Annotated in this window: 26 protein-coding genes and 1 pseudogene; 16 read left to right on the top strand and 11 right to left on the bottom strand. The window is 53.5% G+C overall.

What is annotated here, in order from left to right; translation table 11 throughout:
• The first annotated feature begins 1 nt into the window (after position 1).
• Together ACWKX3_RS07095 and ACWKX3_RS07100 are read left to right on the top strand one after the other, a co-directional pair.
• A complete protein-coding gene (locus ACWKX3_RS07095) occupies positions 2-2,038 on the top strand; it encodes a glycoside hydrolase family 31 protein (protein ID WP_202561998.1) in 2,037 nt (678 codons plus the stop codon).
• A gap of 107 nt (positions 2,039-2,145) precedes the next feature.
• Entirely contained in the window at positions 2,146-2,592 is a 447-nt protein-coding gene (locus ACWKX3_RS07100) for a DUF441 domain-containing protein (protein ID WP_006174798.1), read from the top strand.
• Here ACWKX3_RS07100 and ACWKX3_RS07105 read toward each other — a convergent pair.
• On the bottom strand, positions 2,576-3,367 hold the full coding sequence (locus ACWKX3_RS07105) for an AraC family transcriptional regulator (RefSeq protein WP_454541518.1): 792 nt from the start codon (positions 3,365-3,367) through the stop codon (positions 2,576-2,578). The genes ACWKX3_RS07100 and ACWKX3_RS07105 overlap by 17 nt on opposite strands.
• A gap of 99 nt (positions 3,368-3,466) precedes the next feature.
• Between ACWKX3_RS07105 and ACWKX3_RS07110 the strand changes: the two genes are divergently transcribed.
• On the top strand, positions 3,467-4,654 hold the full coding sequence (locus ACWKX3_RS07110; protein ID WP_058609066.1) for a CynX/NimT family MFS transporter: 1,188 nt from the start codon (positions 3,467-3,469) through the stop codon (positions 4,652-4,654).
• A 33-nt stretch (positions 4,655-4,687) separates the two neighbouring features.
• Here ACWKX3_RS07110 and ACWKX3_RS07115 read toward each other — a convergent pair whose 3' ends face one another.
• Positions 4,688-5,395, bottom strand: coding sequence for a CTP synthase C-terminal region-related (seleno)protein (locus tag ACWKX3_RS07115; protein ID WP_454541519.1), 708 nt, complete (start codon positions 5,393-5,395; stop codon positions 4,688-4,690).
• A gap of 151 nt (positions 5,396-5,546) precedes the next feature.
• Between ACWKX3_RS07115 and ACWKX3_RS07120 the strand changes: the two genes are divergently transcribed.
• Positions 5,547-5,891: a DUF488 domain-containing protein gene (locus ACWKX3_RS07120; RefSeq protein WP_058609067.1), complete on the top strand. Its 345-nt coding sequence runs from the start codon at positions 5,547-5,549 to the stop codon at positions 5,889-5,891.
• Here ACWKX3_RS07120 and ACWKX3_RS07125 read toward each other — a convergent pair.
• The gene (locus tag ACWKX3_RS07125; RefSeq protein WP_006174793.1) at positions 5,886-6,197 is read right to left on the bottom strand and encodes a hypothetical protein; all 312 of its coding nucleotides are present in this window, start codon (positions 6,195-6,197) and stop codon (positions 5,886-5,888) included. The genes ACWKX3_RS07120 and ACWKX3_RS07125 overlap by 6 nt on opposite strands.
• A gap of 80 nt (positions 6,198-6,277) precedes the next feature.
• Entirely contained in the window at positions 6,278-6,541 is a 264-nt protein-coding gene (locus ACWKX3_RS07130; RefSeq protein ID WP_454541520.1) for a putative hemolysin, read from the bottom strand.
• A gap of 296 nt (positions 6,542-6,837) precedes the next feature.
• On the opposite strand from ACWKX3_RS07130, the gene ACWKX3_RS07135 reads away from it, so the two are divergent.
• Together ACWKX3_RS07135 and ACWKX3_RS07140 are read left to right on the top strand one after the other, a co-directional pair.
• On the top strand, positions 6,838-7,866 hold the full coding sequence (locus ACWKX3_RS07135) for a sensor domain-containing diguanylate cyclase (protein WP_137272020.1): 1,029 nt from the start codon (positions 6,838-6,840) through the stop codon (positions 7,864-7,866).
• 45 nt (positions 7,867-7,911) lie between these two features.
• Positions 7,912-8,010 (top strand): YoaK family small membrane protein, encoded by a 99-nt coding sequence (locus ACWKX3_RS07140; protein WP_454541521.1) that lies wholly within the window; start codon positions 7,912-7,914, stop codon positions 8,008-8,010.
• A 130-nt stretch (positions 8,011-8,140) separates the two neighbouring features.
• On the opposite strand, the gene ACWKX3_RS07145 is transcribed toward ACWKX3_RS07140, so the two are convergent.
• Positions 8,141-8,389, bottom strand: a complete 249-nt coding sequence (locus ACWKX3_RS07145) for a GlsB/YeaQ/YmgE family stress response membrane protein (RefSeq protein ID WP_006174788.1) — start codon at positions 8,387-8,389, stop codon at positions 8,141-8,143.
• A gap of 423 nt (positions 8,390-8,812) precedes the next feature.
• Between ACWKX3_RS07145 and ACWKX3_RS07150 the strand changes: the two genes are divergently transcribed.
• A complete protein-coding gene (locus ACWKX3_RS07150; protein ID WP_454541522.1) occupies positions 8,813-10,309 on the top strand; it encodes an EAL domain-containing protein in 1,497 nt (498 codons plus the stop codon).
• Here ACWKX3_RS07150 and ACWKX3_RS07155 read toward each other — a convergent pair.
• From ACWKX3_RS07155 to ACWKX3_RS07165, 3 genes are all read right to left on the bottom strand, one after another.
• Positions 10,301-10,990: a hypothetical protein gene (locus tag ACWKX3_RS07155; RefSeq protein ID WP_448891354.1), complete on the bottom strand. Its 690-nt coding sequence runs from the start codon at positions 10,988-10,990 to the stop codon at positions 10,301-10,303. The two genes, ACWKX3_RS07150 and ACWKX3_RS07155, sit on opposite strands and share 9 nt — an antisense overlap.
• Positions 10,991-11,013: 23 nt before the next feature.
• Positions 11,014-11,259 carry a DUF2543 family protein gene (locus ACWKX3_RS07160; RefSeq protein WP_006174784.1) on the bottom strand — a complete coding sequence of 82 codons (246 nt, stop codon included), beginning with the start codon at positions 11,257-11,259 and terminating at the stop codon, positions 11,014-11,016.
• A 380-nt stretch (positions 11,260-11,639) separates the two neighbouring features.
• Entirely contained in the window at positions 11,640-12,512 is an 873-nt protein-coding gene (locus ACWKX3_RS07165; RefSeq protein ID WP_454541523.1) for an HNH endonuclease, read from the bottom strand.
• An 84-nt stretch (positions 12,513-12,596) separates the two neighbouring features.
• On the opposite strand from ACWKX3_RS07165, the pseudogene ACWKX3_RS07170 reads away from it, so the two are divergent.
• A pseudogene (locus ACWKX3_RS07170) lies at positions 12,597-12,932 on the top strand (tyrosine-type recombinase/integrase); the annotation flags it as partial.
• A 68-nt stretch (positions 12,933-13,000) separates the two neighbouring features.
• On the opposite strand, the gene ACWKX3_RS07175 reads toward ACWKX3_RS07170, so the two are convergent.
• Together ACWKX3_RS07175 and icd are read right to left on the bottom strand one after the other, a co-directional pair.
• Positions 13,001-14,296: a hypothetical protein gene (locus ACWKX3_RS07175; RefSeq protein ID WP_454541524.1), complete on the bottom strand. Its 1,296-nt coding sequence runs from the start codon at positions 14,294-14,296 to the stop codon at positions 13,001-13,003.
• A gap of 299 nt (positions 14,297-14,595) precedes the next feature.
• Positions 14,596-15,846 (bottom strand): NADP-dependent isocitrate dehydrogenase, encoded by a 1,251-nt coding sequence (gene icd / locus ACWKX3_RS07180; RefSeq protein ID WP_006174760.1) that lies wholly within the window; start codon positions 15,844-15,846, stop codon positions 14,596-14,598.
• A gap of 117 nt (positions 15,847-15,963) precedes the next feature.
• On the opposite strand from icd, the gene rluE reads away from it, so the two are divergent.
• The 8 genes from rluE (at position 15,964) to ACWKX3_RS07220 (ending at position 23,771) form a co-directional block, all read left to right on the top strand.
• On the top strand, positions 15,964-16,617 hold the full coding sequence (gene rluE / locus ACWKX3_RS07185) for a 23S rRNA pseudouridine(2457) synthase RluE (protein WP_088207485.1): 654 nt from the start codon (positions 15,964-15,966) through the stop codon (positions 16,615-16,617).
• A 9-nt stretch (positions 16,618-16,626) separates the two neighbouring features.
• Positions 16,627-17,100 carry an NUDIX hydrolase gene (locus ACWKX3_RS07190; RefSeq protein ID WP_137903914.1) on the top strand — a complete coding sequence of 158 codons (474 nt, stop codon included), beginning with the start codon at positions 16,627-16,629 and terminating at the stop codon, positions 17,098-17,100.
• Between the two features lie 40 nt (positions 17,101-17,140).
• A complete protein-coding gene (gene mnmA / locus ACWKX3_RS07195) occupies positions 17,141-18,253 on the top strand; it encodes a tRNA 2-thiouridine(34) synthase MnmA (protein WP_006174754.1) in 1,113 nt (370 codons plus the stop codon).
• 27 nt (positions 18,254-18,280) lie between these two features.
• Positions 18,281-18,910 carry a high frequency lysogenization protein HflD gene (gene hflD, locus ACWKX3_RS07200; protein WP_006174752.1) on the top strand — a complete coding sequence of 210 codons (630 nt, stop codon included), beginning with the start codon at positions 18,281-18,283 and terminating at the stop codon, positions 18,908-18,910.
• 19 nt (positions 18,911-18,929) lie between these two features.
• The gene (gene purB / locus ACWKX3_RS07205) at positions 18,930-20,300 is read left to right on the top strand and encodes an adenylosuccinate lyase (protein WP_006174750.1); all 1,371 of its coding nucleotides are present in this window, start codon (positions 18,930-18,932) and stop codon (positions 20,298-20,300) included.
• A 122-nt stretch (positions 20,301-20,422) separates the two neighbouring features.
• Positions 20,423-21,094: a two-component system response regulator PhoP gene (gene phoP / locus ACWKX3_RS07210; RefSeq protein WP_042320504.1), complete on the top strand. Its 672-nt coding sequence runs from the start codon at positions 20,423-20,425 to the stop codon at positions 21,092-21,094.
• Positions 21,095-22,558 (top strand): two-component system sensor histidine kinase PhoQ, encoded by a 1,464-nt coding sequence (phoQ, locus tag ACWKX3_RS07215; protein WP_101737895.1) that lies wholly within the window; start codon positions 21,095-21,097, stop codon positions 22,556-22,558.
• A 91-nt stretch (positions 22,559-22,649) separates the two neighbouring features.
• Positions 22,650-23,771 (top strand): ribosomal protein uL16 3-hydroxylase, encoded by a 1,122-nt coding sequence (locus ACWKX3_RS07220; protein WP_454541525.1) that lies wholly within the window; start codon positions 22,650-22,652, stop codon positions 23,769-23,771.
• Between the two features lie 143 nt (positions 23,772-23,914).
• Here ACWKX3_RS07220 and ACWKX3_RS07225 read toward each other — a convergent pair whose 3' ends face one another.
• A complete protein-coding gene (locus ACWKX3_RS07225; protein WP_454541526.1) occupies positions 23,915-24,406 on the bottom strand; it encodes an REP-associated tyrosine transposase in 492 nt (163 codons plus the stop codon).
• Between the last annotated feature and the right edge of the window lie 37 nt (positions 24,407-24,443).

Below are 24,443 nucleotides of genomic sequence, written 5' to 3' on the forward strand. Positions count from 1 at the left end.
TATGAGTGAGCTGATTCAACATTCCAACAGTATTGAGTGGCGTTTTGAACGTCAGATCCTGCGCATTGAACCCTGGGGCGAGAACAGCCTGCGCGTCCGGGCAACCTGCGCTGCGGATTTCAGCGACGCACTGCAGGCACTCCTGCCCGCGTCCCCCTGTTCCGCCGAGATCACGGCGGAAGCCGAACGCCTGACCCTGCGCAACGGGAATATTCTCGCCACGCTCAACCTGAAGGGCCAGCTGGCATTTTATAACGCGCGCGGTGAGCTGCTGTTAGAGGAGATGTGGCGGCAACGTTCAACGGTCGGCATCGGCGCCAGTGAAAAGAGCCAGGATAAATACGTTAGCGCCCTGAAGCTGGATGGCCGTGAATTTAAGCCGCTGGCGGGCGGTAAGTATCAGCTGACGGTACGCTTTGAATCGCGCGCGGATGAGCGTATCTACGGCATGGGCCAGTACCAGCAGCCGTGGCTGGATCTCAAAGGCTGTACGCTGGAGCTGGCGCAGCGTAACTCCCAGGCCAGCGTGCCGTTTATGCAATCCAGCCTCGGCTACGGCCTGCTGTGGAACAACCCGGCCATTGGCGAGGCCAGCTTCGCCAAAAACCAGACCGAATGGCGTGCCCGCGTGACGGGCGAGATGGACTACTGGATCACCGCCGCGGATACGGTGGCCGACATCACCCGCCAGTATGTAAAAGCGACCGGCGCGCCGCCTCAGGCACCGGCGTTTATCAGCGGATTGTGGCAGTGCAAATTGCGCTACCGCACGCAGCAGGAGGTGCTGGAGGTCGCACGCGAATACCGCCGTCGTCACCTGCCGCTCTCGGTGATGGTGATCGACTTCTTCCACTGGCCGAATCAGGGCACCTGGTGCTTTGATCCCCTCGACTGGCCCGATCCCAAAGCGATGGTCGATGAACTTCGCGAGCTGGGCATTGCCCTGATGGTCTCGGTCTGGCCGACGGTTGAGGCGCGAAGCCCGCTTTATCCGCTGATGAAGGCCAAGGGCTGGCTGGTCAGCAGCGAACGCGGCGTGCAGGTGAATCTCGACTTTATGGGCAACACCACCTTTTTCGACGCCACCCACCCGCAGGCGCGTGAGTTTGTCTGGGACACCGTGAAGAAAAATTACTACGACCTGGGCATCAAGCTGTTCTGGCTGGACGAGGCGGAACCGGAATACCGGGCCTATGACTTCGACAACTATCGCTACTACGCAGGACCGGTGCTGGAGGTGGGCAACCGCTATCCGAGAGACTTCGCCCAGGGCTTTTACGATGGTCTGCAGGCGAACGGTGAAACCGACATCGTTAATCTGGTGCGCTGCGCGTGGGCCGGAAGCCAGCGTTACGGCGTGCTGGCGTGGTCGGGCGACGTTCACTCCTCGTTCCACGCGTTTCGTAACCAGCTCGCGGCCGGTTTGAATATGGGGCTGGCGGGCATCCCATGGTGGACCACCGACATCGGCGGTTTCCAGGGCGGTAACGTTAACGATCCGGCATTTCACGAACTGCTGATCCGCTGGTTCCAGTGGGCGGTGTTCACCCCGGTTCTGCGCATGCACGGCTATCGTGAACCGCAAATTCAGCCGCCGGAACGCTACCGGGACGGCATCCCCCAGTGTAACAGCGGCTCGCCTAATGAACTGTGGAGCTACGGAGAGGATAATTTTGCCATCATGCAGCACTGGCTCAGCGTACGTGAAAAACTGCGTCCGTACATTGATGCACTGTATGAAAACGCCCACCAGCACGGCGACCCGCTGATGCGCCCGCTGTTCTGGCACTATCCACAGGAGAAACAAAGCTGGGAAGTTGAAGACCAGTATCTGTTTGGCGAAGACCTGCTCGTGGCGCCGGTGATGCATGCGGGCCAACGTGAACGCGAGGTGTGGCTCCCTGCCGGGCACGGCTGGATTGCCCTGAACGGTGAGCGCTATGCCGGAGGCGCACGCGTATGCGTGCCTGCTGCCCTCGACACCATCCCGGTATTTGTCCGTGAAGGCAGCCCACTGGTCAGCGAACTGGTAGGTTAAGATCGGGCAAGCGCCCAAAAAATAGAGGATTTTTTTATAAAAGCCTGCTTGCTTTCGCGTTTGCGCGTAAAGTTAGCAGGCTTACTCTTTTTGGCAAGGATCCCGTCATGTTTGACCCTACTCTGCTCATTCTTCTGGCCCTGGCTGCGCTCGGTTTTGTCAGCCATAACACCACCGTCGCGATCTCTATTCTGGTGCTGATCATCGTCCGCGTGACCCCGCTGAACACCTTCTTCCCGTGGATAGAAAAACAGGGGCTTACCCTTGGGATTATCATTTTGACCATCGGGGTGATGGCTCCCATCGCCAGCGGTACGCTTCCCGCCTCCACGCTGCTGCACTCCTTCGTCAACTGGAAATCGCTGGTGGCGATTGCGGTCGGGGTATTTGTCTCGTGGCTGGGTGGGCGCGGCGTCACGCTGATGAGCAGCCAGCCCTCGCTGGTGGCCGGTTTACTGGTGGGCACGGTGCTGGGGGTGGCGCTCTTTCGTGGCGTACCGGTGGGGCCGCTGATTGCCGCCGGTCTTGTCTCGCTGTTTATTGGGAAGTCGTAGTCAGGTTGGCGATGTAGCGCGCCGGAGTCTGACCCAATCCTTTTTTAAACATGGTGATAAACGCGGTGGTCGAGTCATACCCCAGCGACTGTGCCGCGTCCTGTACCGACTTCCCACCAATCAATAATTGCAGCGCGACAATCAGCTGCAATTGATGCCGCCAGCGACGAAAGCTCAACCCGGTCTCTTTGACCACCAGCCGCGCCAGGTTGCGCTCGCTCATGGCAAAATGGCTTGCCCACTGCCCCAGGGTTTGCCAGGCCGCCGGCTCTTTCGCCATTCTCTCGCTCATCATGCGGATTTTGGGGTGCGGAGAGACAGGCAGCTGGAGATGCTCCTGAGGCTGCAGCGGCAGCTCGTCAAACAGCACATCCACCAGCCGCGCGGTGGCAGGCTCATGCAGCTGCTCCCGGGCTTTATCCGCCAGGGCCAGAATCAATTCCCGCACCAGCGGTGATATTTTGAGCGTGCAGCAACGTTCCGGCAGGCCGAGCGTGCCGGGTTCAATAAACAAAAAGCACAGCTGTGCACCGGGCGTGGCGGTATTACTGTGGGGCATCTGGCCGGGGATCCACACCGCGTACTGCGGGGGTACCATCAGCATGGCGTTTGCGACGTCGCAGGTTATCGCGCCCCCCAGCGCCAGGATCAGCTGGCCTTTGCGGTGCTTGTGCAGCGCAATGTGCTGCTCCTCGGCGACGACGCGGATGCGAAACGCCACTGCCGCATCGTGCTGGCTGTCCGGATCGTAGCCATCCAGGCCGAGACTGTTCATCATATTGTCCGATTTTAGCGATAAACTGTCATTTTAGCCTGATTTCAACCGCGCAGAAAATCGGTATTGTGTGCCCTCGCTTGAACGTATGAGAACATAATGACTACTGCTATTCGCACTTCAGGAAAACAGGGTGCGCTGCTGATCGCAGGTATCCTGATGATTGCCACAACGCTGCGCGTGACCTTTACCGGTGCCGCGCCGCTGCTCGACACCATCCGTCAGGACTATGGCCTTAGTACAGCGCAAACCGGCCTGCTGACGACCCTGCCTTTACTGGCGTTCGCGCTGATATCACCGCTTGCTGCAGGCGTGGCCCGGCGCATCGGCATGGAGCGCAGCCTGTTCATCGCCATGCTGTTGATCTGCGCGGGGATTGGCGTGCGTTCCCTGCCGTCCGCCACGCTGCTGTTCGTCGGAACGGCGGTGATCGGCTGCGGTATCGCGCTGGGTAACGTGCTCCTGCCGGGGCTTATCAAGCGTGATTTTCCGGGCCAGGTCGCGAAACTGACCGGCGCCTACTCCCTGACGATGGGGGCCTCTGCTGCGCTAGGCTCTGCGCTGATTGTGCCCCTGGCGTTAGGTGGCGCGGGCTGGCACGGCGCGTTGCTGATGCTGATGATCTTTCCGCTGGCGGCGCTGTTGCTGTGGTTACCCCAGTGGCGTCAGGCGCCTGCCGCCACGGTGACCGGGGCCGGTGCGCTGCACAACCGTGCCATCTGGCGCTCGGGGCTGGCCTGGCAGGTGACGCTGTTTTTAGGCATCAACTCGCTGATCTACTACGTCATTATCGGCTGGCTGCCGGCGATCCTGATTAGCCACGGCTATAGCGAAACCCAGGCGGGCTCCATGCATGGACTGCTTCAACTGGCGACCGCCGTACCCGGGCTTGCCGTGCCGTTGATCCTCCATCGACTGCGCGACCAGCGCGGGATCGCCGGGCTGGTGGCCCTGATGTGCGCCGTCAGCGCGGCAGGTTTCTGGTTTGCGCCTGATATGGCGGTGGTGTGGACGCTGGTGTTTGGTTTTGGCTCCGGGGCCACGATGATCCTTGGCCTGACGTTTATCGGCCTGCGCGCCAGCTCTGCGCACCAGGCGGCGGCGCTGTCGGGAATGGCGCAGTCGATTGGCTATCTGCTTGCGGCATCCGGCCCGCCGCTGATGGGGAAAATTCATGATACGGCGGGAGACTGGCACATCCCACTGCTGGCCTGTGCGCTGGCCGCCGTAGTGATGGCCGTGTGCGGCGTGTTTGCCGGGCGTGACCGGGTCATCGCGCCCCGCTAACGACTCAGGCAGACCCGGTGGTCTGCCTGTTTTTTATTCCCGTGCGGCGCGCAGCATCGCCTGCACCAGCACAACCGGACGACCCTCAAGCGCAGCACGCTCGTGCTGGAACAGGGTGATCACAAAGAAAGGATGCGCCACAAGCTCGGCTGCACGGACCTCGCCATTTTCATCCCAGCCCGTGACACGCATAGCGCCGCTCTCCAGCTCCTGCGCAAATTCCGCCGACACGCCATAATTGCAGTGATATCCCTCGCGGATCTCGTCTTTACCATAGGCTTTGGCAATCAGGGTATTACTGCGCAGTTCGATGACGTCGGTTTGCTCAACCAGAGAGCAGGCCAGCGGCGCGATAACCCATCGCCCTTCCGCGTCGGTCTCGGCATGGCTCGCATCATCCCAGCCCAGCACGTTACGCGCGTATTCAATCAGCGCATGCTGGAACCCGCCGCAGGTGCCCAGGAAGGGAACGCTGTTTTCACGCGCATAGCGCGCGGCAATAAAGGCCGCCTGCGTGTTTTTATAAGGGCTTGCAGGCACCAGCCAGATGGCATCGTAGCCAACCAAATCTTCGGGACTGGTCAGCTCGGTCGTCGAAATCCAGTCGTAGTCCGCCGTGAGCTCCAGAACAGCGGCAGCGTCGTCAATAGCCAGCGGGATGGCCTGGTGCGCAATAACCTCGGGATTGTAATCGCCGACCAGCGCAATGCGCAGCGTCGTTTTAACCGGAAGATGTTCCATGGGGGGATTCCTTACGCCTGTGGAGTATTCAATAACATAAGGAACCTCAGACTACCGATCTTTTGCAGTTCTCACAATACCTTAAATTGGGTGGGCATACCTGAGGTGCTATAGTGAACCCGCGAACATATTGCGGCATTAAGGAGGGAAAATGATCCAGATTAAACGCGTGTATGAGCAGGCCAGTGCGGAAGATGGCTACCGGGTGCTGGTGGACAGGCTGTGGCCACGCGGGGTGAAAAAAACCGACCTCGACTGTAACGAGTGGTGTAAGACGCTCGCCCCATCAGGCGAGTTACGCAAGGCGTTTCACAGCGAAACGATCGACTTTACGGCCTTTAGCAAGGCATACAAAGAGGAGCTGGCGCACCATCGGGATGAAGGCCAGCGCCTTGCTGAACGGGCAAAAAAACAGACCGTTACCTTGCTCTACGGCGCAAAAGATAAAACGCAGAATCACGCCCTGGTGCTGGCGGACTGGCTGCGTCATTTATGAACGCGTAAGCGCCTGCTCATCCTGCGTTTGCAGGGCGTTATCCGGAGTAAGCGGCATGAGATGTTCCGGGCGCACGAACGCAAAGCCGTGCTGGTTATCGAAGGCGTAAACATCGCCCGTAACCAGCCAAAGCGCGCGCTCTGAGGTAGTGGGTAACTGCGTCATCACGCCGTTTACCGGGTTCACAAAACGCTGGCCCGGCTGGCACAGGCCAAACAACTCAACAGACTTACCGATATTACGACGCCCTGCCGTCGTGCGGGCACCGATGATTATCGCGAGGCTGCCCGGTTTTAGCTGAAACATACTTCTCTCGTGGTCATAAGGGCCAGAAACTGGCTAAGAATAATCCTAAAGAGAAGTGTAGCGTACTCTTAATACCGCTGTCACCTGGCAGGTTGCGGATGATCGCGACGGAAGAGCTCCCACTCCTCAATCACCTCGCCACCGGGCAGTTTACACTCGGTGCGCACACCCTGAGGGCTCTGAACGGGGACCTGCTCTCCCCCTTTTTCCAGGCAATAGACAGAGGCGGGATTGGCCATGCCGATGGTCTGCGGCGGTTTCGGCGCGTCGGGCGGTGTGGAATGGGTGGTACACGCGGCAAGGGGCAAGGCCAGAGCCAGTAGCAAATATCTCTTCATTATCATCCTCCTGAATTTCATGAACGTTAGGGTAACGGGTCGGCCGCGCTTTCTCCATGATTTCTCCATCATAACTGCACTTTTGATGCGTAATCTCATGCCTGTTCTCGATATGACCAGAGAACATCATTCCGTAATCAAGATGTTTTGCCCCGGTTCACCATCGGGGCTTTTTTTTCTTTTCGCCCTTCCTTTCTGCATATATAAAATTTCTTATATTCATGTTTTACTATGGCTGAAGTCTAAAATTTCAGCATAACATGCAGGTCCGAACGTCTTCTGCATGGGAGTCTATCTACGTCATGTCGGATACTATCCTTGCCCGGGTCTCTGAAACCCTCTCAACCGAGCAATCTCTTGAAAGCCTTGTTCGCCAGCTGCTGGAAATGCTGGAGATTGTGACCGACATGGAGTCGACCTACCTGACGAAAGTCGATATCAGCGCGCGCCTGCAGCATATTTTGTACGCCCGCAACAGCAAACAGATGCAGATCCCCGAAGGACTGAGCGTCCCCTGGGGCGATACGCTGTGCAAGCGGGCGCTGGACAGCAATGCGATTTTCAGTAACGAGGTGGCTGTGCGCTGGGCCGACTGCGACGCGGCGAAGGCATTGGGGATAACCACCTACGCCAGTATCCCGATCTATCTTGCTGATGGCTCGCTGTACGGTACGCTGTGCGCGACCAGCACGCAGAAAAAGCAGCTCAGCGATCGCGCCGAACAGGTGCTGAGACTGTTTGCAGGATTGATTGCCCAGTACATTCAGAAAGAGTCCCTCCTTTCCCAGTTACGGGAAGCCAACGCGGCGCTTATTGCGCACTCCTACACGGATGCCCTCACCGGGTTACCCAACCGTCGCGCGATATTTGAGAACCTCAACACCCTGTTCTCGCTGGCGCGGCACCTGAAGCGCCACGTCATTATTGCCTTTATCGACCTCGATGATTTCAAATCCATTAATGACCGTTATGGACACGAAACCGGCGATCGTTTCCTGATTGAGGTGGGTAAACGCCTGACGGCGGCACAAACCCAGGACGATATTATTGGCAGGCTGGGGGGCGATGAGTTTATGGTGGCCTGTCTGAGCACCAGCGGCACTGACGATGAACACGCGCAAATTACTCCGCTTAAAACCCGACTGAGCGCCTGTATTGCCGGTGAGTACCGGCTGGATAACGTACATATCGTTTATCCCGGCGCGAGCCTTGGGGTGATTGCCGTCGATCCAGCCAAAACCGATGCCGACAGCGCATTGCGCGTGGCGGATATCGCGATGTATCAGGATAAAAAAGGGAAAAGCAAAACAGGCTTTCTCATGATGGATTAACCCCGTACACTCTGGGGCGTTTGATAAACCGAAACAGGTGATAGCATGAGAATCGGAATCCTCTTCCCGGTCGTGATCTTTATCACGACGTTAGTTTTTCTGGCATGGTTTTTTGTCGGTGGTTACGCCGCGCCGGGGGCATAAATGAGAAAGACAACATTTATTATGCTGCTGGTGGCTGTCGTCGCCGTTGCCGGAACGCAGCTTGGCTGGTGGTGACGCCCGCGCATAAAAAAGGCCGCCATCAGGCAGCCTTTTTCAACGCATCTTGAACTTAACTTTTGATTTTTCTGTAGATAAACAGAACAACCAGCGCACCAATCACCGCGACGGCAAAACTGCCGAAGTTGAATCCGTCCACTTTACCGAATCCGAACAGGGTGCTGATCCAGCCGCCAACCACCGCGCCGATAATACCCAGTATTACGGTGACGATAAAACCACCGCCATCTTTGCCCGGCATAATCCACTTCGCCAGGATACCCGCAATCAGACCAAAGATAATCCAGGATAAAATTCCCATAGCTTTCCTCTCCGTATGGTTTTTGTCGTTAAATCAACAACACGGAAAAGCATAGCACAGGATTTCAGAAAGGAAATTTGTGATAAGCATCACAGTGCCTGACTGCCTGTTTAATGAGCTATCAAAAAAAATCGTGCTCCACACGAAACCTGGGGTTGCATCTTCAGTTGAGAAAGATTATCTTTCTCAATACTGAATAGTTGAGCAAAACACTCAGGTATTCAGTACGACATTGCTCACATTGCTTCCAGTATTTCTTGCCCACTTTTTAGTGGGCTTTTTTTTGCCTGACGCATCGCGTGGCGCAGGCCCTCCCTCACCCGCCAGGCAAAAGCCAACGCTCCCCACCAGGATCATCAGGCTTGTCCCTGTTCAGCCCTGTGTTAAAATTTCGGCCTCAGGGAGCTGACAGGACACAGGAAAATGAAAAAGATCATTGCCGTTGCGATCGTTTCAACACTGCTGGTTCTGCTGTCTCTCTACGCTGTTAATGCGGTTATCGTCGAACAGCAGCAGAGTAAGCAGCATGAAATTGCCCATACGTTTTTACGCTACTCTGAAAGCTTAACCCTGAGCGTGGCGAGCACGCTCAAGCGCACGTCCTCGCAGGGGTGCGATAACGCGAGCCTGGACAGCTTCAGGAAAATCAAACTCAACAGCCTCTATTTTGATGACATTGGCATAATTAAAGACGGGAACGTCATCTGCACGGCTTTCTGGGGCACGCTGTCCTCCCCGGTTGCGCTTCCAGCCGAACTTCATACCACCCCCAACGGCTTTACCCTGGCGCAATTTTCGCAGCCTGATTTTTTCACCGGCAACGCGGCGATTTATCACAATGTGATTATTTTCACCTCGCAACACGCCTACGATAAATTCAGCCCCGTCACCGCAACCTATTCGCTCAGCTCAACAACCAAAGATTTCGGCAGAACCTTCTTCTCAACCGCGCCATCGGATCAGCGTAGCTGGTTACGGTCATCGTTATTTACGCTGAGCGAGACGCAGTGCAGTACGCGTTGGGATCTCTGCGTGACGGTAAAACATCATGATGCCGGTCTGGCATCCTTATCCGTTACGGTCTTTATTCTCCTGTGCGTGGTTTTCTATTTTATCTGGCTCTCCCTGACGCTGTTTTCGATTCGGCTCTATGAAGACCGATCCTCGCTTGAGCGGACGCTGGTCAGGGCAGTGAAAAACAACACCATCGATGTGCACTACCAGCCGGTCGTGCAAATCAGCAGTCATAAAACCGTGGGTGTAGAGGTGTTATCCCGCTGGCGGGACAACGCGCATACGGACGTTTCGCCTGAACTCTTTATTCCGTTGATTAAAAAGATCGGGCTGTATAACACCTACTACCGCAACATGATCAAAAAATCTCTCTGCGAAATTGCGCCACTTGCCCGCCAGCATCAGCTGATGATCTCCCTCAACGTGGGCCGGACGGAAATTGAAGACGGGCAGTTTATCGATCTGATCCGCCGTGAGTGCCAGCTGAATGCTATCCCGCTGGCGTTAATCAAAATCGAGCTGTCTGAAAATGCGGTGTCACACGCGGGTATTCTGGAGGAGTTTTGCAAGGCGCTACATTCAGCGGGCATGAATATTTCGATAGACGATTTTGGGGTACAAAATTCGAATCTCGCCAGGCTATCGGACCTTGAGTACGACGAAATCAAAATCGATAAATCGTTGGTGGATGGTATTAACGAGCATTACAAGCGGGACATTTTTGTCATTTTCAGCGACGCGCTCTCAAAGCTCAATAAGACGCTGGTGTTTGAGGGGGTGGAAAATGAGGCGCAATATCGCTTTATCGCCGGGCGCTATCCCAGCGCCCTGATTCAGGGGTGGTATTTCTCAAAGTCCCTGACCATTGAAGAATTATCAAAACGGCTGACGAGCACATCACGCTGAAGTGGCCCCGACGGGCCAGCGCGCCGTCCAGTTGTAATTGATACGCATCAGCTGGAGTTTTCCCGCCACGTCCCCGTAGCGCTGCGTCCGATGCTGCAGGAAAAACGCCCTGAGATATTCCGGCATACGAGCAGCCTGATAGCGCAGCAGCGTGGTATGCCAGAACGGCGCTGGCAGGGGCACATTTTCATGTCTGGCGAGCAGCTCGTTTCTCCACGGCGTGTTAAGAACTGCCTCACAAAAAGCCTTGCGCCAGGCCACTGCCGTCGGGTTAGGTATGCCGGCCAGCAGCAGTTGTCCCGGTAAGGCCACCAGCCTTAATTCGTTGATCCTGATGGATTGCCCGTCATAAGGTGCCCATGCGTGGGTGAGCGCCTCGACATGCGACGGAAGGTGTTGATGAGCCTCATAAAGCGGTAACGTCAACGGTAAAAAGGTAAAATGGAAACCGTCCACGGGCTGAAGATCCACACGCGGATCGTGGTGCGTGAGCGTATGCAGCGCAGTGAAAAGCCCGGCGATTTCCACCGACATCGGCGGCTGAAACCCAGTTGCCAGGGCAAATTTATGCGGTGCGTAGTACGCAGGTATCGGGCCGCCGGTGTCAGCGTGCTCTTGCCACATCGCCAGCGTGTTGCAGTTGGTCGACTCGTAAAGCGCGTCCAGGTCTGATGCGTCCATTTCACTTACCGGTTATTGATGGCCTACTCGTTGCCCCAGGTATTCAGGAAGTTAGCGATATCGTCGATGCGGCTGGCCTTGATACCGGCCTGCTCAGCCATCTCTTTTTGCGCCTCTTCGCTGATCTCACCACTGTCCGTGAGGCGCGTGATCAACAGCTGAAAATAGTGTGCCAGCGGCGTACGCTCCTCTTCATTAACCGGTTCGGCCGTTTCCGTCGCGTATTCATCGGTAATGTCATAATATTTCAGTGGAATGTCGTTGTTCATAGCATGTCTCTTATGTGAGCGTGAGTAATGGTGCAAGCCAGCAGTCGAGTATAGAGAATGCCCCCTGCCCCTGGCGAGTCTGTTCGACATAAAAAAACGGGATACATCCATACTCACCACTTTTACCTACACCTTCACTAACTCATTTTGTGAAATTTACACAAAGTTTTGAAAATCACATTTGGACTGAATTGAGACGAATTTGGAAACTTCTATTCGCATTGAGACAGTGATAGAGAATGACAAATCTATTCCATTCGATGCGAGTGTAGTAACCGGTGAAAGTTGACGGTCACCCACAGGTAGTCAGTTGTTCAAGCCGACTAAAACAAATATTTTATCATTTGGTTAAAATGAAAAAGTCTAAAAGTTATTATTATTTATTGTAAGCAGCTTTTTTCAAACTTAATCTTTAATAATTTCATCCTCAGCGAATGAGCATCCTTACTTAGATGAATTGCACGATGACAATTAGGACATAGCGCTGCACAATTATCTAATGTATCGGCTCCTCCGTCATAGAGTGGAACTATATGATGAACTTCTAAAAAGGGTATGTCACCTTCTATCTCAAAAGGGGCCGGGTGGAGACATAGCTCACATACACCATGGCTGTTTCTCAACACCCATGCCCTAACCTTTGGGGATCGTGCATATATTACACGTTGCACAATTTTTTGTTCAGGTATTAACTCCCCATTTGGTACTGGGATTGAACAATTTAAAATTTTACGCGTCTTAACTAGAAGTTCATGCTCATCAAATGTCGGGGCATAGGCATCTTGCATCGAATTCAAAGCTAGGGAAATCCACGCATCGTTGTCATCAAAGCCCTCTACAATGAGCATAATACGCTTCGTTCTATTTCCTTGCGATTTATCACGGCGTCCAAATTTGTCAAAAAAAGTCTGCAACCTTCCAATTTCCAAACGAATTTCTTTTGCAGGCCTAGAATTAAAAAAAACGAATTCTTCGTTATGAAGTTTTCGGTCTTCTATATCAGGAATATTTTCACGCAAGTCTGCTGAGGCGATATAAGCCTTCAACCTTGTTACGCCGAAACTGATTAATCGTTCAATGACTAAATCCAACGCTTGGTTATAATCACGATTTCTGTCTTTTGGTCCCCACGATTCCAAAACAAAACCAAATCTGCCATCCTCACGCCCAATTTTACAAACTGCATTTAAAGGGAGACTATCATTTCCCACGACGTGCATAGAGACTGCTTCCTGATCCACTAAACCGTACATTGCGTCCTGACTCTGATTTAAATAAGATCGACATTATACGTTTATATGAAGTGTTTTTCCCAACAAAAAATATCCCTAATGAACCTATACCTTGGACTTAACGCTATTGTCTGGAGTTTGAGATATGTAGTGGAGAATTGCCCGCGACTAGGCACTGAGTCCGTACCTGATCCACTTCTTTCGGGCAACCTCTCTGGCAGAATGAGGGGCACAGGTAAAGTCAAACACCATAACGATGAATTTTAGTAAAGCACGTGACAAAGCGGGTATTGAGTGGGGGATGGTACTCCAGCAACATTTCATGAACAGCGGTCTTTAGCAGAACGTCTATATCAGACTCAAAGCATCGATACCCAGAAATTATTAGAGCACAATTCACCAAACCAAACGGCACGGTATCATGATGATAGAGGCAAATAATGGACAAAGATTTCGTTCTGAAACCATAAAAAATAAAGGCCAGAGCAATCTGGCCGAGGAAACATTTATTAACCTCCTTTCTCTGTTACTGCGCTAGGTTTTGATTTTTTATCAATAATATTTTTAAGATAATTAACATTTTCGATTGAAGAATCTAAAAACCGTTCAAAAGCTTTTGAGTTTAACATTTCCATCCAAGGTGTTGCATGATCTTCACCTTGCACAAAACGCAATGGTGGTTCTTCTAGTCTTGTAAGAGCAGAATCAAATAACCGAGTTGAAAATGCATTATCATCTAACTTGGATGCTTCATTTCTATAACCTTCGTAGGCTTTAGCAACTGAAGATTTATATGCATAATCCTCAGCTAATTTAAATCTCTGGTTGATTTGCTTGGTAGAAAGCCACGCAAACCATAATGGAGCGCCAATACTTAAAACCGATAATAGAAGCTGAGTAATTATGACGATAACGCTTGGTTCTGGTAAAGATAGCACTACGGACAACGCCTTCAGCCTTTCATAACCAACAAAGCCCCCTACACTTAGTGCTAAAGCTAATCCAACAACCCAAAAACGAATACTCCAATTTAATTTTTCAGCTTTAATTTCAAAAGCTCCAGCCAATCCTTTAGAAGTTGACGCCCTAATAGCTTGCTCACACATAGCAAGATATTTTTGAGCCTTCAAGCTATGATTTTTTAATTCATCAACAACTTTCTCACTTTCATCTAAAGTAATATTCATCAGAGCCATAGCGTGGTCACTATTCTCCTTAGATTTTTGAACATCATCTTTAGCCTCTGTAAGGTCATTACGATATTTCTGAAGTTCGTCTAAAAGTAAAGGTAAGTTATCGGCAGTAGCATGAGCATCAAGGATCGTTTTGACTTTTTGTTCCAAGCCTTCTATGTCTGGTGAAATTTGCTTCACTCTTGCATCCATGACTTTTATTCTTCTGGACAATTTTTGAGGAAGCAAATTTGTATCTTGTAACCGATTGAAATCAAATAGCTTGCTAAAGAAGAATGATATGTAATTTAGAGAGTTGATAAATGATGGAATTGCAGTGATACCATTCCCATTAAACAAATGAGGCACTAAGCTTTCTTTTATTTTTTTTATTTTATTTATAATAAAATTGATCTCTTTAATTTCATCATCTTCTAATGAGTCAAGGTTGACACCGTCTAATCTATCTGTTAGATAGTTGACTAAATCGACTAAATCGCCTGGATATAATGCAGGATAACTTATGCCATTTTTATCAAGTAACAAAGTATTTTCACCCTCAGGTATAGCCTCGTTTACAGCATCTGAAAGGTTATCGAGAGCATCTTTCAATTTTTCTAAAGAACTGTGCATAATAAAACCTAAAAAGTCGAATATGACGAATAAAGATACTACATTGTTCAAAATCCTGCCAGAGCGATTAAAACTGCCAACCTTTAAATCATACTCGCAAACACTTTGGACCAATTAATACATATTAATATTCCGTTAATGCGGACCTGTATAATACAAACATTATCTTAACAACTCCGACAAAGTCCTAGAGGCATGGTTTTGATAATTTGTTTTAATAAAATTTTGACAACCATTCGAACACTAATAAAAAAACGGGAACCCATCGGCTCCCGTTCTTCTTTAACCCATACTCTGGATTACATGTTCGCGATAATCGCGTCGCCAAACTCTGAACATTTCAGCAGCTTAGCGCCTTCCATCAGACGTTCGAAATCGTAAGTTACGGTTTTCGCGTTAATCGCGCCTTCCATACCTTTAACAATCAGGTCTGCGGCTTCGAACCATTCCATATGACGCAGCATCATTTCTGCGGACAGGATGATAGAGCCTGGGTTCACTTTGTCCTGGCCTGCATATTTTGGTGCAGTACCGTGGGTCGCTTCGAACAGCGCGCACTCGTCACCGATGTTTGCGCCTGGCGCAATCCCGATACCGCCAACCTGTGCAGCCAGCGCATCGGAGATGTAGTCACCGTTGAGGTTCATACAGGCGATAACGTCGTACTCGGCAGGACGCAGCAGGATCTGCTGCAGGAACGCATCGGCGATCACATCTTTAATGATGATCTCTTTACCGGTGTTCGGGTTCTTGATTTTCTGCCATGGGCCGCCGTCGATCAGCTCACCGCCGAACTCTTCGCTCGCCAGCTGGTAGCCCCAGTCTTTGAACGCGCCTTCGGTGAATTTCATGATGTTACCCTTGTGAACCAGGGTCACGGAGTCACGGTCGTTGGTAATAGCATAGTCAATGGCTGCGCGAACCAGACGCTTGGTCCCTTCTTCGGAGCACGGCTTGATGCCGATACCGCAATGTTCCGGGAAGCGAATTTTCTTCACGCCCATCTCTTCGCGCAGGAATTTAATCACTTTTTCTGCATCAGCAGAGTCCGCTTTCCACTCGATACCCGCATAAATATCTTCTGAGTTTTCACGGAAGATAACCATGTCGGTGAGTTCAGGATGTTTAACCGGGCTTGGGGTGCCCTGATAGTAACGGACCGGACGCAGACACACGTACAGGTCAAGCTCCTGACGCAGTGCGACGTTCAGGGAACGAATACCGCCGCCGACCGGGGTGGTCAGTGGGCCTTTAATGGCTACGCGGTAGTCGCGGATCAGGTCCAGCGTTTCGGCTGGCAGCCAGACATCCTGGCCATAAACATGCGTTGATTTTTCACCGGTGTAAATTTCCATCCAGGAAATTTTACGCTCGCCTTTGTAGGCTTTCTCAACAGCGGCATCAACCACTTTCAGCATTGCCGGGGTAACGTCTACACCGATACCGTCACCTTCGATGAACGGGATAATTGGGTTGTGAGGAACGTTAATCTTGCCGTTTTGCAGGGTGATCTTTTTACCTTCCGCCGGAACAACTACTTTGCTTTCCATTAACCTCTCCTTCGAGCGCTTCTGGTTGTTACTGATCTTATGTTAATAAATTGTAATGAGCCTTCCGATAGTACCTGATTGTCCGACGCCATGAAAGGTCTTCGTTATTAGGCTATAATGCGGCAATTGATACAGCCTGAAAATACCATGAAGAAAACTTCTTTTAGAAAACACCGGGTTGAGCGATTCAGCTCACAACAAGCCACCAGAAGCCCAAAGAAAACCCAGCCAACGCGGGTGATTCTGTTCAATAAACCCTACGATGTTTTGCCGCAGTTTACTGACGAAGCCGGACGCAGCACGCTCAAGGATTACATCCCCGTTCAGGGGGTTTACGCCGCCGGTCGTCTCGATCGCGATAGCGAAGGCTTACTGGTCTTAACCAATGATGGCGCACTTCAGGCGACGCTCACCCAGCCGGGGAAACGTACCGGAAAAATCTATTTTGTGCAGGTTGAGGGCGAGCCGGATGAAGACGCCCTGGCGAAACTGCGCACGGGCGTGACGTTAAACGATGGCCCCACGCTTCCGGCCGGAGTTGAACTTGTCAGCGAACCCGAGTGGTTATGGCCGCGCAATCCGCCCATTCGCGAGCGCAAATCGATTCCGACCAGCTGGCTCAAAATCACCCTTTATGAAGGACGTAACCGTCAGGTGCGCCGCATGACGGCCCACGTTGGCTTCCCTACGCTGCGCCTGATACGCTACGCCATGGGTCGCTACACGCTGGATTCCCTGGCAAACGGCGCATGGCGAGACATTGCCCCTTAAGGAGAAATGATGTTTAAACCGCATGTTACGGTCGCCTGCGTGGTGCACGCGCAGGGCAAATTCCTGGTCGTTGAAGAGACCATCAACGGCAAGGCGCTGTGGAACCAGCCTGCCGGGCATCTTGAAGCCGACGAAACGCTGGTACAGGCTGCCAGACGCGAGCTGTGGGAAGAGACCGGGATCCACGCCGAACCGCAGCATTTCGTCCGTATGCACCAGTGGATTGCCCCGGACCATACCCCTTTCCTGCGTTTCTTATTCGCTGTCGAACTTAACGAAACATGCGCTACTGAACCGCACGATGACGATATCGATCGCTGCCTGTGGGTCACTGCCGATGAGATCCTGAACGCGCCAAACCTGCGCTCCCCGCTGGTTGCCGAAAGCATCCGCTGCTGGCAGTCCGCCGCGCGCCTGCCGCTTGAGGTTATCGGCGAGTTTAACTGGCCGTTTACAGAGGGTGTCAATGGTGGGGTGGCGTGATAGAATACGCCGCCTTGAAGTTCAATGTCGTGAGTATTCCATGTCAGATAACAGCCAGAAAAAAGTGATCGTCGGCATGTCCGGCGGTGTCGATTCCTCCGTTTCCGCCTACCTGTTGCAACAGCAGGGTTATAAGGTGGAGGGCCTGTTCATGAAGAACTGGGAGGAAGACGATGGCGAGGAATATTGCACCGCTGCTGCGGATCTTGCCGATGCGCAGGCCGTGTGCGATAAGCTCGGCATTGAGCTACACACCGTTAACTTTGCCGCAGAATACTGGGACAACGTCTTTGAACTCTTCCTCGAAGAGTATAAGGCGGGCCGCACGCCAAACCCGGATATTCTGTGCAACAAAGAGATCAAATTTAAAGCCTTCCTGGAATTCGCCGCTGAAGACCTGGGCGCAGATTATATTGCGACCGGCCACTACGTGCGTCGTGCAGATGTGAATGGCAAAAGCCAGCTGCTGCGCGGTCTGGATGGCAATAAAGATCAGAGCTACTTCCTTTATACGCTAAGCCACGAACAGATTGCCCAAAGCCTGTTCCCGGTTGGCGAGCTGGAAAAGCCGGAAGTGCGTAAAATCGCCGAAGCGCTGGACCTGATCACCGCTAAGAAAAAGGACTCGACCGGCATCTGCTTTATCGGCGAGCGTAAATTCCGTGAATTCCTCGGGCGCTATCTCCCTGCACAGCCGGGCAAAATCGTCACCGTTGACGGCGACGAAATCGGTCAGCATCAGGGGCTGATGTACCATACCCTTGGTCAGCGTAAAGGGCTGGGTATCGGCGGCACCAAAGAGGGAAGCGAAGATCCGTGGTACGTGGTCGACAAAGATGTCGAAAACAATATTTTGATTGTCGCTCAGGGCCATGACCATCCGCGCCTGATGTCCGTAGGGCTGATTGCGCAGCAGCTGCACTGGGTCGATCGCGAGCCGGTAAAAGGCACCCTGCGCTGCACGGTGAAAACGCGCTACCGTCAGACCGATATTCCCTGCACCGTCACCGCGCTCGACGACGATCGCATTGACGTGCGTTTCGACGAGCCGGTTGCCGCCGTCACGCCGGGCCAGTCCGCGGTGTTTTACAGCGGTGAAATTTGCCTGGGCGGTGGGATCATTGAACAGCGCCTGCCGCTGCCCGCTGTTTAACACGATTGCACACATAAAGGAGAACGTGTGGCGAAGAACTATTACGACATCACCCTGGCGCTGGCAGGAATTTGCCAGTCAGCCCGTCTGGTGCAACAGTTAGCGCATCAGGGTCATTGCGACGCTGACGCCCTGCACGTTTCACTTAACAGCGTTATCGACCTCAACCCCGGCTCCACGCTGGGGGTTTTCGGCGGCAGTGAGACGAACCTTCGCCTCGGTCTTGAAACCTTACTCGGCGTGCTCAACGCCAGCAGTCGCCAGGGTTTAAACGCCGAACTGACCCGCTACACCTTAAGCCTGATGGTGCTGGAGCGTAAACTCAGCGCCGCGAAAGGTGCGCTGGATACCCTGGGCGATCGCATCGCGGGGCTTCAACGCCAGCTCGATCACTTTGATCTGCAGTCTGAAACCCTGCTGAGCGCCATGGCCGGTATTTATGTCGACGTGATCAGCCCGCTGGGGCCGCGTATTCAGGTCACCGGCTCCCCTGCCGTTCTGCAAAGCCCACAGGTGCAGGCGAAAGTTCGCGCTTCGCTGCTGGCTGGCATTCGTGCCGCCGTGCTGTGGCATCAGGTTGGCGGTGGCCGCCTGCAGTTAATGTTTTCTCGTCAACGCCTGACGACTCAGGCAAAACAAATTCTTGCTCATTGTTAACCTCCCGGAGTTGCGAATTATGGAATTATCCTCACTGACCGCCGTTTCCCCTGTCGACGGACGCTACGGCGATAAAGTCAGCGCGCTGCGCGGGATCTTCAGCGAATACGGTCTGCTGAAGTTCCGCGTACAGGTAGAAGTGCGCTGGCTGCAAAAGCTGGCCGCTCAGGCAGCAATCAAGGAAGTTCCTGCTTTTGACGCCCAGGCAAACGATTACCTCGATAAAATCGTCGCTGACTTCAGCGAAGAAGATGCCGCGCGCATTAAAACCATTGAACGCACCACCAACCACGACGTTAAAGCGGTTGAGTATTTCCTGAAAGAAAAAGTGGCAAGCGTCCCTGCGTTGCAGGCAGTGTCGGAATTCATCCACTTCGCCTGCACCTCTGAAGACATCAATAACCTGTCACACGCGCTGATGCTCTCCACCGCACGCAAAGACGTGGTGCTGCCTTACTGGCGCAAAATCATTGATGCGGTAAAAGCGCTGACCGTAGAGTACCGTGATATTCCGCTGCTTTCCCGCACTCACGGCCAGCCAGCCACCCCCTCTACCATGGGTAAAGAGATGGCCAACGTGGCGTACCGTATGGAACGCCAGTATCGCCAGCTGGAACAGGTTGAGATCCTCGGAAAAATCAACGGCGCGGTAGGTAACTATAACGCCCACATCGCCGCCTACCCGGAAGTGGACTGGCATCAGTTCAGCGAAGAGTTCGTGACCTCTCTGGGCATTCAGTGGAACCCGTACACCACCCAGATTGAGCCGCACGATTACATCGCCGAGCTGTTCGACTGCATCGCGCGCTTTAACACCATTCTGATCGACTTCGATCGCGACGTGTGGGGCTATATCGCGCTTAACCACTTCAAGCAGAAAACCATCGCTGGTGAAATTGGCTCTTCCACCATGCCGCACAAGGTTAACCCGATTGACTTCGAAAACTCCGAGGGCAACCTGGGCCTGGCGAATGCCGTACTGCAGCACATGGCGAGCAAACTGCCGGTTTCCCGCTGGCAGCGCGACCTGACCGACTCCACGGTGCTGCGTAATCTCGGCGTGGGTATCGGCTACGCGCTGATCGCCTATCAGTCTACCCTGAAGGGTGTGAGCAAGCTGGAAGTGAACCGCGACCGTCTGCTGGACGAACTGGATCACAACTGGGAAGTGCTGGCGGAGCCGATTCAAACCGTTATGCGCCGCTACGGCATTGAAAAACCGTATGAGAAACTGAAAGAGCTGACGCGCGGGAAACGCGTTGACGCAGAAGGCATGAAACAGTTTATCGACGGTCTGGCACTGCCGGAAGAAGAGAAAACTCGCCTGAAAGCGATGACCCCTGCCAATTACATTGGCCGCGCAACCACCATGGTTGACGAGCTGAAGTAATCTCCTTTCCCCCTTTTCGCCCGAAAAGGGGGTTGCTTTTCACTGGTTTATTCAATGTTTATCCCCAAAACAACATAATCGGCGTTAAACTATTCATACCATTTATTTAGGGAGAACAGATGATGCGCGTATTGGTTGTTGAGGATAACGCATTGCTACGCCACCACCTGAAAGTGCAGCTTCAGGAGATGGGACATCAGGTGGACGATGCCGAAGATGCGAAAGAAGCGGATTATTATCTCAATGAACACCTGCCGGATATCGCCATCGTCGATTTAGGTTTGCCCGATGAGGACGGTCTGTCGCTGATCCGTCGCTGGCGCAGCCATGACGTCTCCCTGCCGGTGCTGGTGCTGACCGCCCGTGAAGGCTGGCAGGACAAAGTAGAAGTCCTCAGCGCAGGCGCGGACGATTACGTCACCAAGCCGTTTCATATTGAAGAGGTGGCCGCACGTATGCAGGCGCTGCTGCGCCGTAACAGCGGGCTTGCCTCGCAGGTTATCTCCCTGCCGCCGTTCCAGGTTGACCTCTCCCGCCGTGAATTCTCGATTAACGATGAGGTGATTAAGCTCACCGCGTTTGAATATACGATTATGGAAACGCTGATCCGCAACAACGGCAAGGTCGTCAGCAAAGATTCCTTAATGCTCCAGCTTTATCCCGATGCGGAGCTGCGTGAAAGCCACACCATCGACGTGCTGATGGGACGTTTACGCAAAAAAATTCAGGCACAGTATCCGCAGGATGTGATCACGACGGTGCGTGGTCAGGGCTATCTGTTCGAATTACGCTAAATGAAAGGGATCGTACGCCATCTTTTCCCCCTCTCTTTGCGGGTTCGCTTTCTGCTGGCCACCGCAGCCGTGGTGCTGGTGCTCTCCCTCTCTTATGGGATGGTGGCGCTGGTCGGCTATAGCGTGAGCTTTGATAAAACGACCTTCCGCCTGCTACGTGGCGAAAGTAACCTGTTTTACACCCTGGCGAAGTGGGAAGATAACCACATCACCGTGGACATGCCTGAACACCTGAACCAGCAAAGTCCGACGCTGGCGATGATTTATAACGAAAAAGGCAAACTGCTGTGGGCCCAGCGCGATGTCCCGTGGCTGAAAAAGCGTATTCGCCCGGAATGGCTCAAGACCAACGGTTTTCATGAGATTGAGGCCGACCTTAACGCCTCCAGCGTGTTGCTGCGCGACGATCGTTCTCTGCAGCAAAAACTGAACGAGATCCGCGAGGATGATGACGACACAGAAATGACCCACTCCGTCGCCATTAATCTCTATCCTGCCACCATGAATATGCCACAGCTGACTATCGTGGTGATCGACACGATCCCGGTTGAGCTTAAACGCTCTTATAAGGTCTGGAGCTGGTTCGTGTACGTTCTGGCGGCCAACCTGCTGCTGGTGATCCCGCTTCTATGGATTGCCGCGTGGTGGAGCCTGCGCCCAATTGAGTCGCTGGCGAAAGAGGTACGTGAGCTGGAAGAGCATCATCGTGAGAAGCTTAACCCCGAAACCACGCGCGAACTGACCAGCCTGGTGCGTAACCTCAACCGTCTGCTGAAAAGCGAGCGGGAGCGCTATGATAAATACCGCACCACGCTTACCGACCTTACCCATAGCCTGAAAACGCCGCTGGCGGTGATGCAGAGTACGCTGCGGTCGATGCGCGGCGAAAAGCTTAGCGTCGACGAGGCCGAGCCGGTGATGCTGGAGCAAATCAGCCGTATCTCCCAGCAAATTGGCTACTACCTGCACCGGGCCAGCATGCGCTCCGGCAGCGCGTTGCTCAGCCGCGAACTGCACCCGGTCGCGCCGCTGCTGGATAACCTGACGTCGGCGCTGAACAAGGTTTACCAGCGTAAAGGGGTGAACATTAGCCTGGATATTTCGCCGGAGATCAGCTTCGTCGGTGAAAAAAATGACTTCATGGAAGTGATGGGCAACCTGCTCGATAACGCCTGTAAATATTGCCTGGAATTTGTGGAAGTCTCCGCCCGCCAGACGGATAACGAGCTGCACATTATCGTCGAGGATGATGGTCCGGGTATTCCCCATAACAAACGCGATGTCGTTTTCGATCGCGGACAGCGCGCCGATACCCTGCGACCCGGCCAGGGCGTGGGATTATCCGTCGCACGCGAGATTGTCGATCAATACGATGGCAAGATAGACACCGGCGATAGCCTGCTCGGCGGCGCGCGAATGGAAGTGATTTTTGGCCGTCAGCAGCCTACATCGGATAATAGTTAAGCCGTTATGTGAAAAAAGCGATGATCTCGCACGCAGGCTCCCGTCCTTCCGTTATAATCCGTCTCAGTAAGAGCCTGCGGAATAAAAAAACATGGATTATCACTTAACGCTTAACTGGCCCGAGTTTATCGAACGTTACTGGCAAAAACGCCCGGTCGTTCTGAAGCGCGGGATCAGCAATTTTGTCGACCCTATCTCCCCTGACGAACTGGCCGGTCTGGCCATGGAAAACGAAGTGGACAGCCGTCTGGTGAGCCACCAGGACGGAAAATGGCTGGTCAGCCATGGTCCTTTCGAAAGCTACGATCACCTGGGTGAAAACAACTGGTCGTTACTGGTTCAGGCGGTAAACAACTGGCACGAACCGACCGCGGCGTTAATGCGTCCGTTCCGCGCCCTGCCCGACTGGCGAATGGACGATCTGATGATCTCCTTCTCGGTGCCGGGAGGCGGCGTAGGTCCGCATCTGGATCAGTATGACGTGTTTATCATCCAGGGAACAGGCCGTCGCCGCTGGCGCGTGGGTGAGAAAGTGCCGATGAAACAGCACTGCCCGCACCCCGATCTGCTTCAGGTGGACCCGTTCGAGGCCATCATCGACGAAGAGCTGGAGCCGGGCGATATCCTCTATATTCCGCCGGGATTCCCGCATGAGGGTTACTCCCTGGAAAACTCGCTGAACTATTCCGTCGGGTTCCGTGCGCCAAGCGGTCGCGAGATGATCAGCGGTTTTGCCGACTACGTTTTACAGCGCGAGCTGGGCAGCTACCGTTACAGCGATCCGGATGTGCCTGCACGTGAACATCCGGCCGATATTTTGCCTGAGGAGCTGGATAAGCTGCGCGGCATGATGCTGGATCTGATCAACGAGCCGGAGCATTTCAGGCAGTGGTTCGGCGAATTTGTCAGCCAGTCCCGACACGAGCTGGACGTCGCACCGCCGGAGCCGCCGTATCAGGCCGATGAGATTTACGATGCGCTGCAACAGGGTGACAAGCTGGTTCGTCTGGGGGGGTTACGCGTACTGCGCATTGGAGAGGACGTTTTCGTCAACGGCGAGAAGCTGGATTCCCCGCACCGCCCGGCCCTGGACGCGATCGCCAGCCATATGGTGTTAACGGCGGATATCTTCGGTGACGCACTTGAAGATCCCTCCTTCCTTGCGATGCTGTCCGCGCTGGTGAACAGCGGGTATTGGTTCTTTGAGGACTGAGTCGCGATTATGCCCGGTGGCGCTGCGCTTACCGGGCCTACAGGGCAGTACTCTTGTAGGCCGGGTAAGGCGTAGCCGCCACCCGGCAATGTTTACGACTCAGTGTTGTAGGCCTGATAAGCGTAGCCGCCACCCGGCTTCTTTCACTTCCGCTCCCCCGCCATAAAATCGTCTTTCTCTCCCGCCCAGTCCACCGGATATAGCCCTTCGGCGACATCACGATGAAAGGTTGAAAACGGCCAGTCGGCGACCTGCCGGACATAGCCATGCTTTACCGGGTTGATGTAGATGTAATCCATATGCCGCCGGTAATCTTCCTCATCACGCAGGGTGTGCTCCCAGAAACGGGGTTGCCAGATGTGGCGCATCTCAATGTTGCGGCTGAAGGTCTTTTTAATGTCGCGCCAGCGGCCAGAAAAGTCGCAGTCCCCTTCCGGTAAGGTCCAGATACAGTGCATGTGTTCCGGGAGGATGACCCAGGCGTTGATGTGAAAGGGTTTAGAACGTTTAACCGTTGCCGTGGCAGCACGCAGGCTTTGGATACGGCGGGTGAGCAGATCGCTCTGGCGGTTTTGCAGGTTAACGGTGAAAAACCAGGTTCCGCCGGGGACGTAATGACGACGGTAGTTTGACATGAGTGCTCCTTGCCTGAAAGCCCGGTGGCGCTGCGCT

The sequence above is a fragment of the Enterobacter sp. UPMP2052 genome (assembly GCF_053709675.1).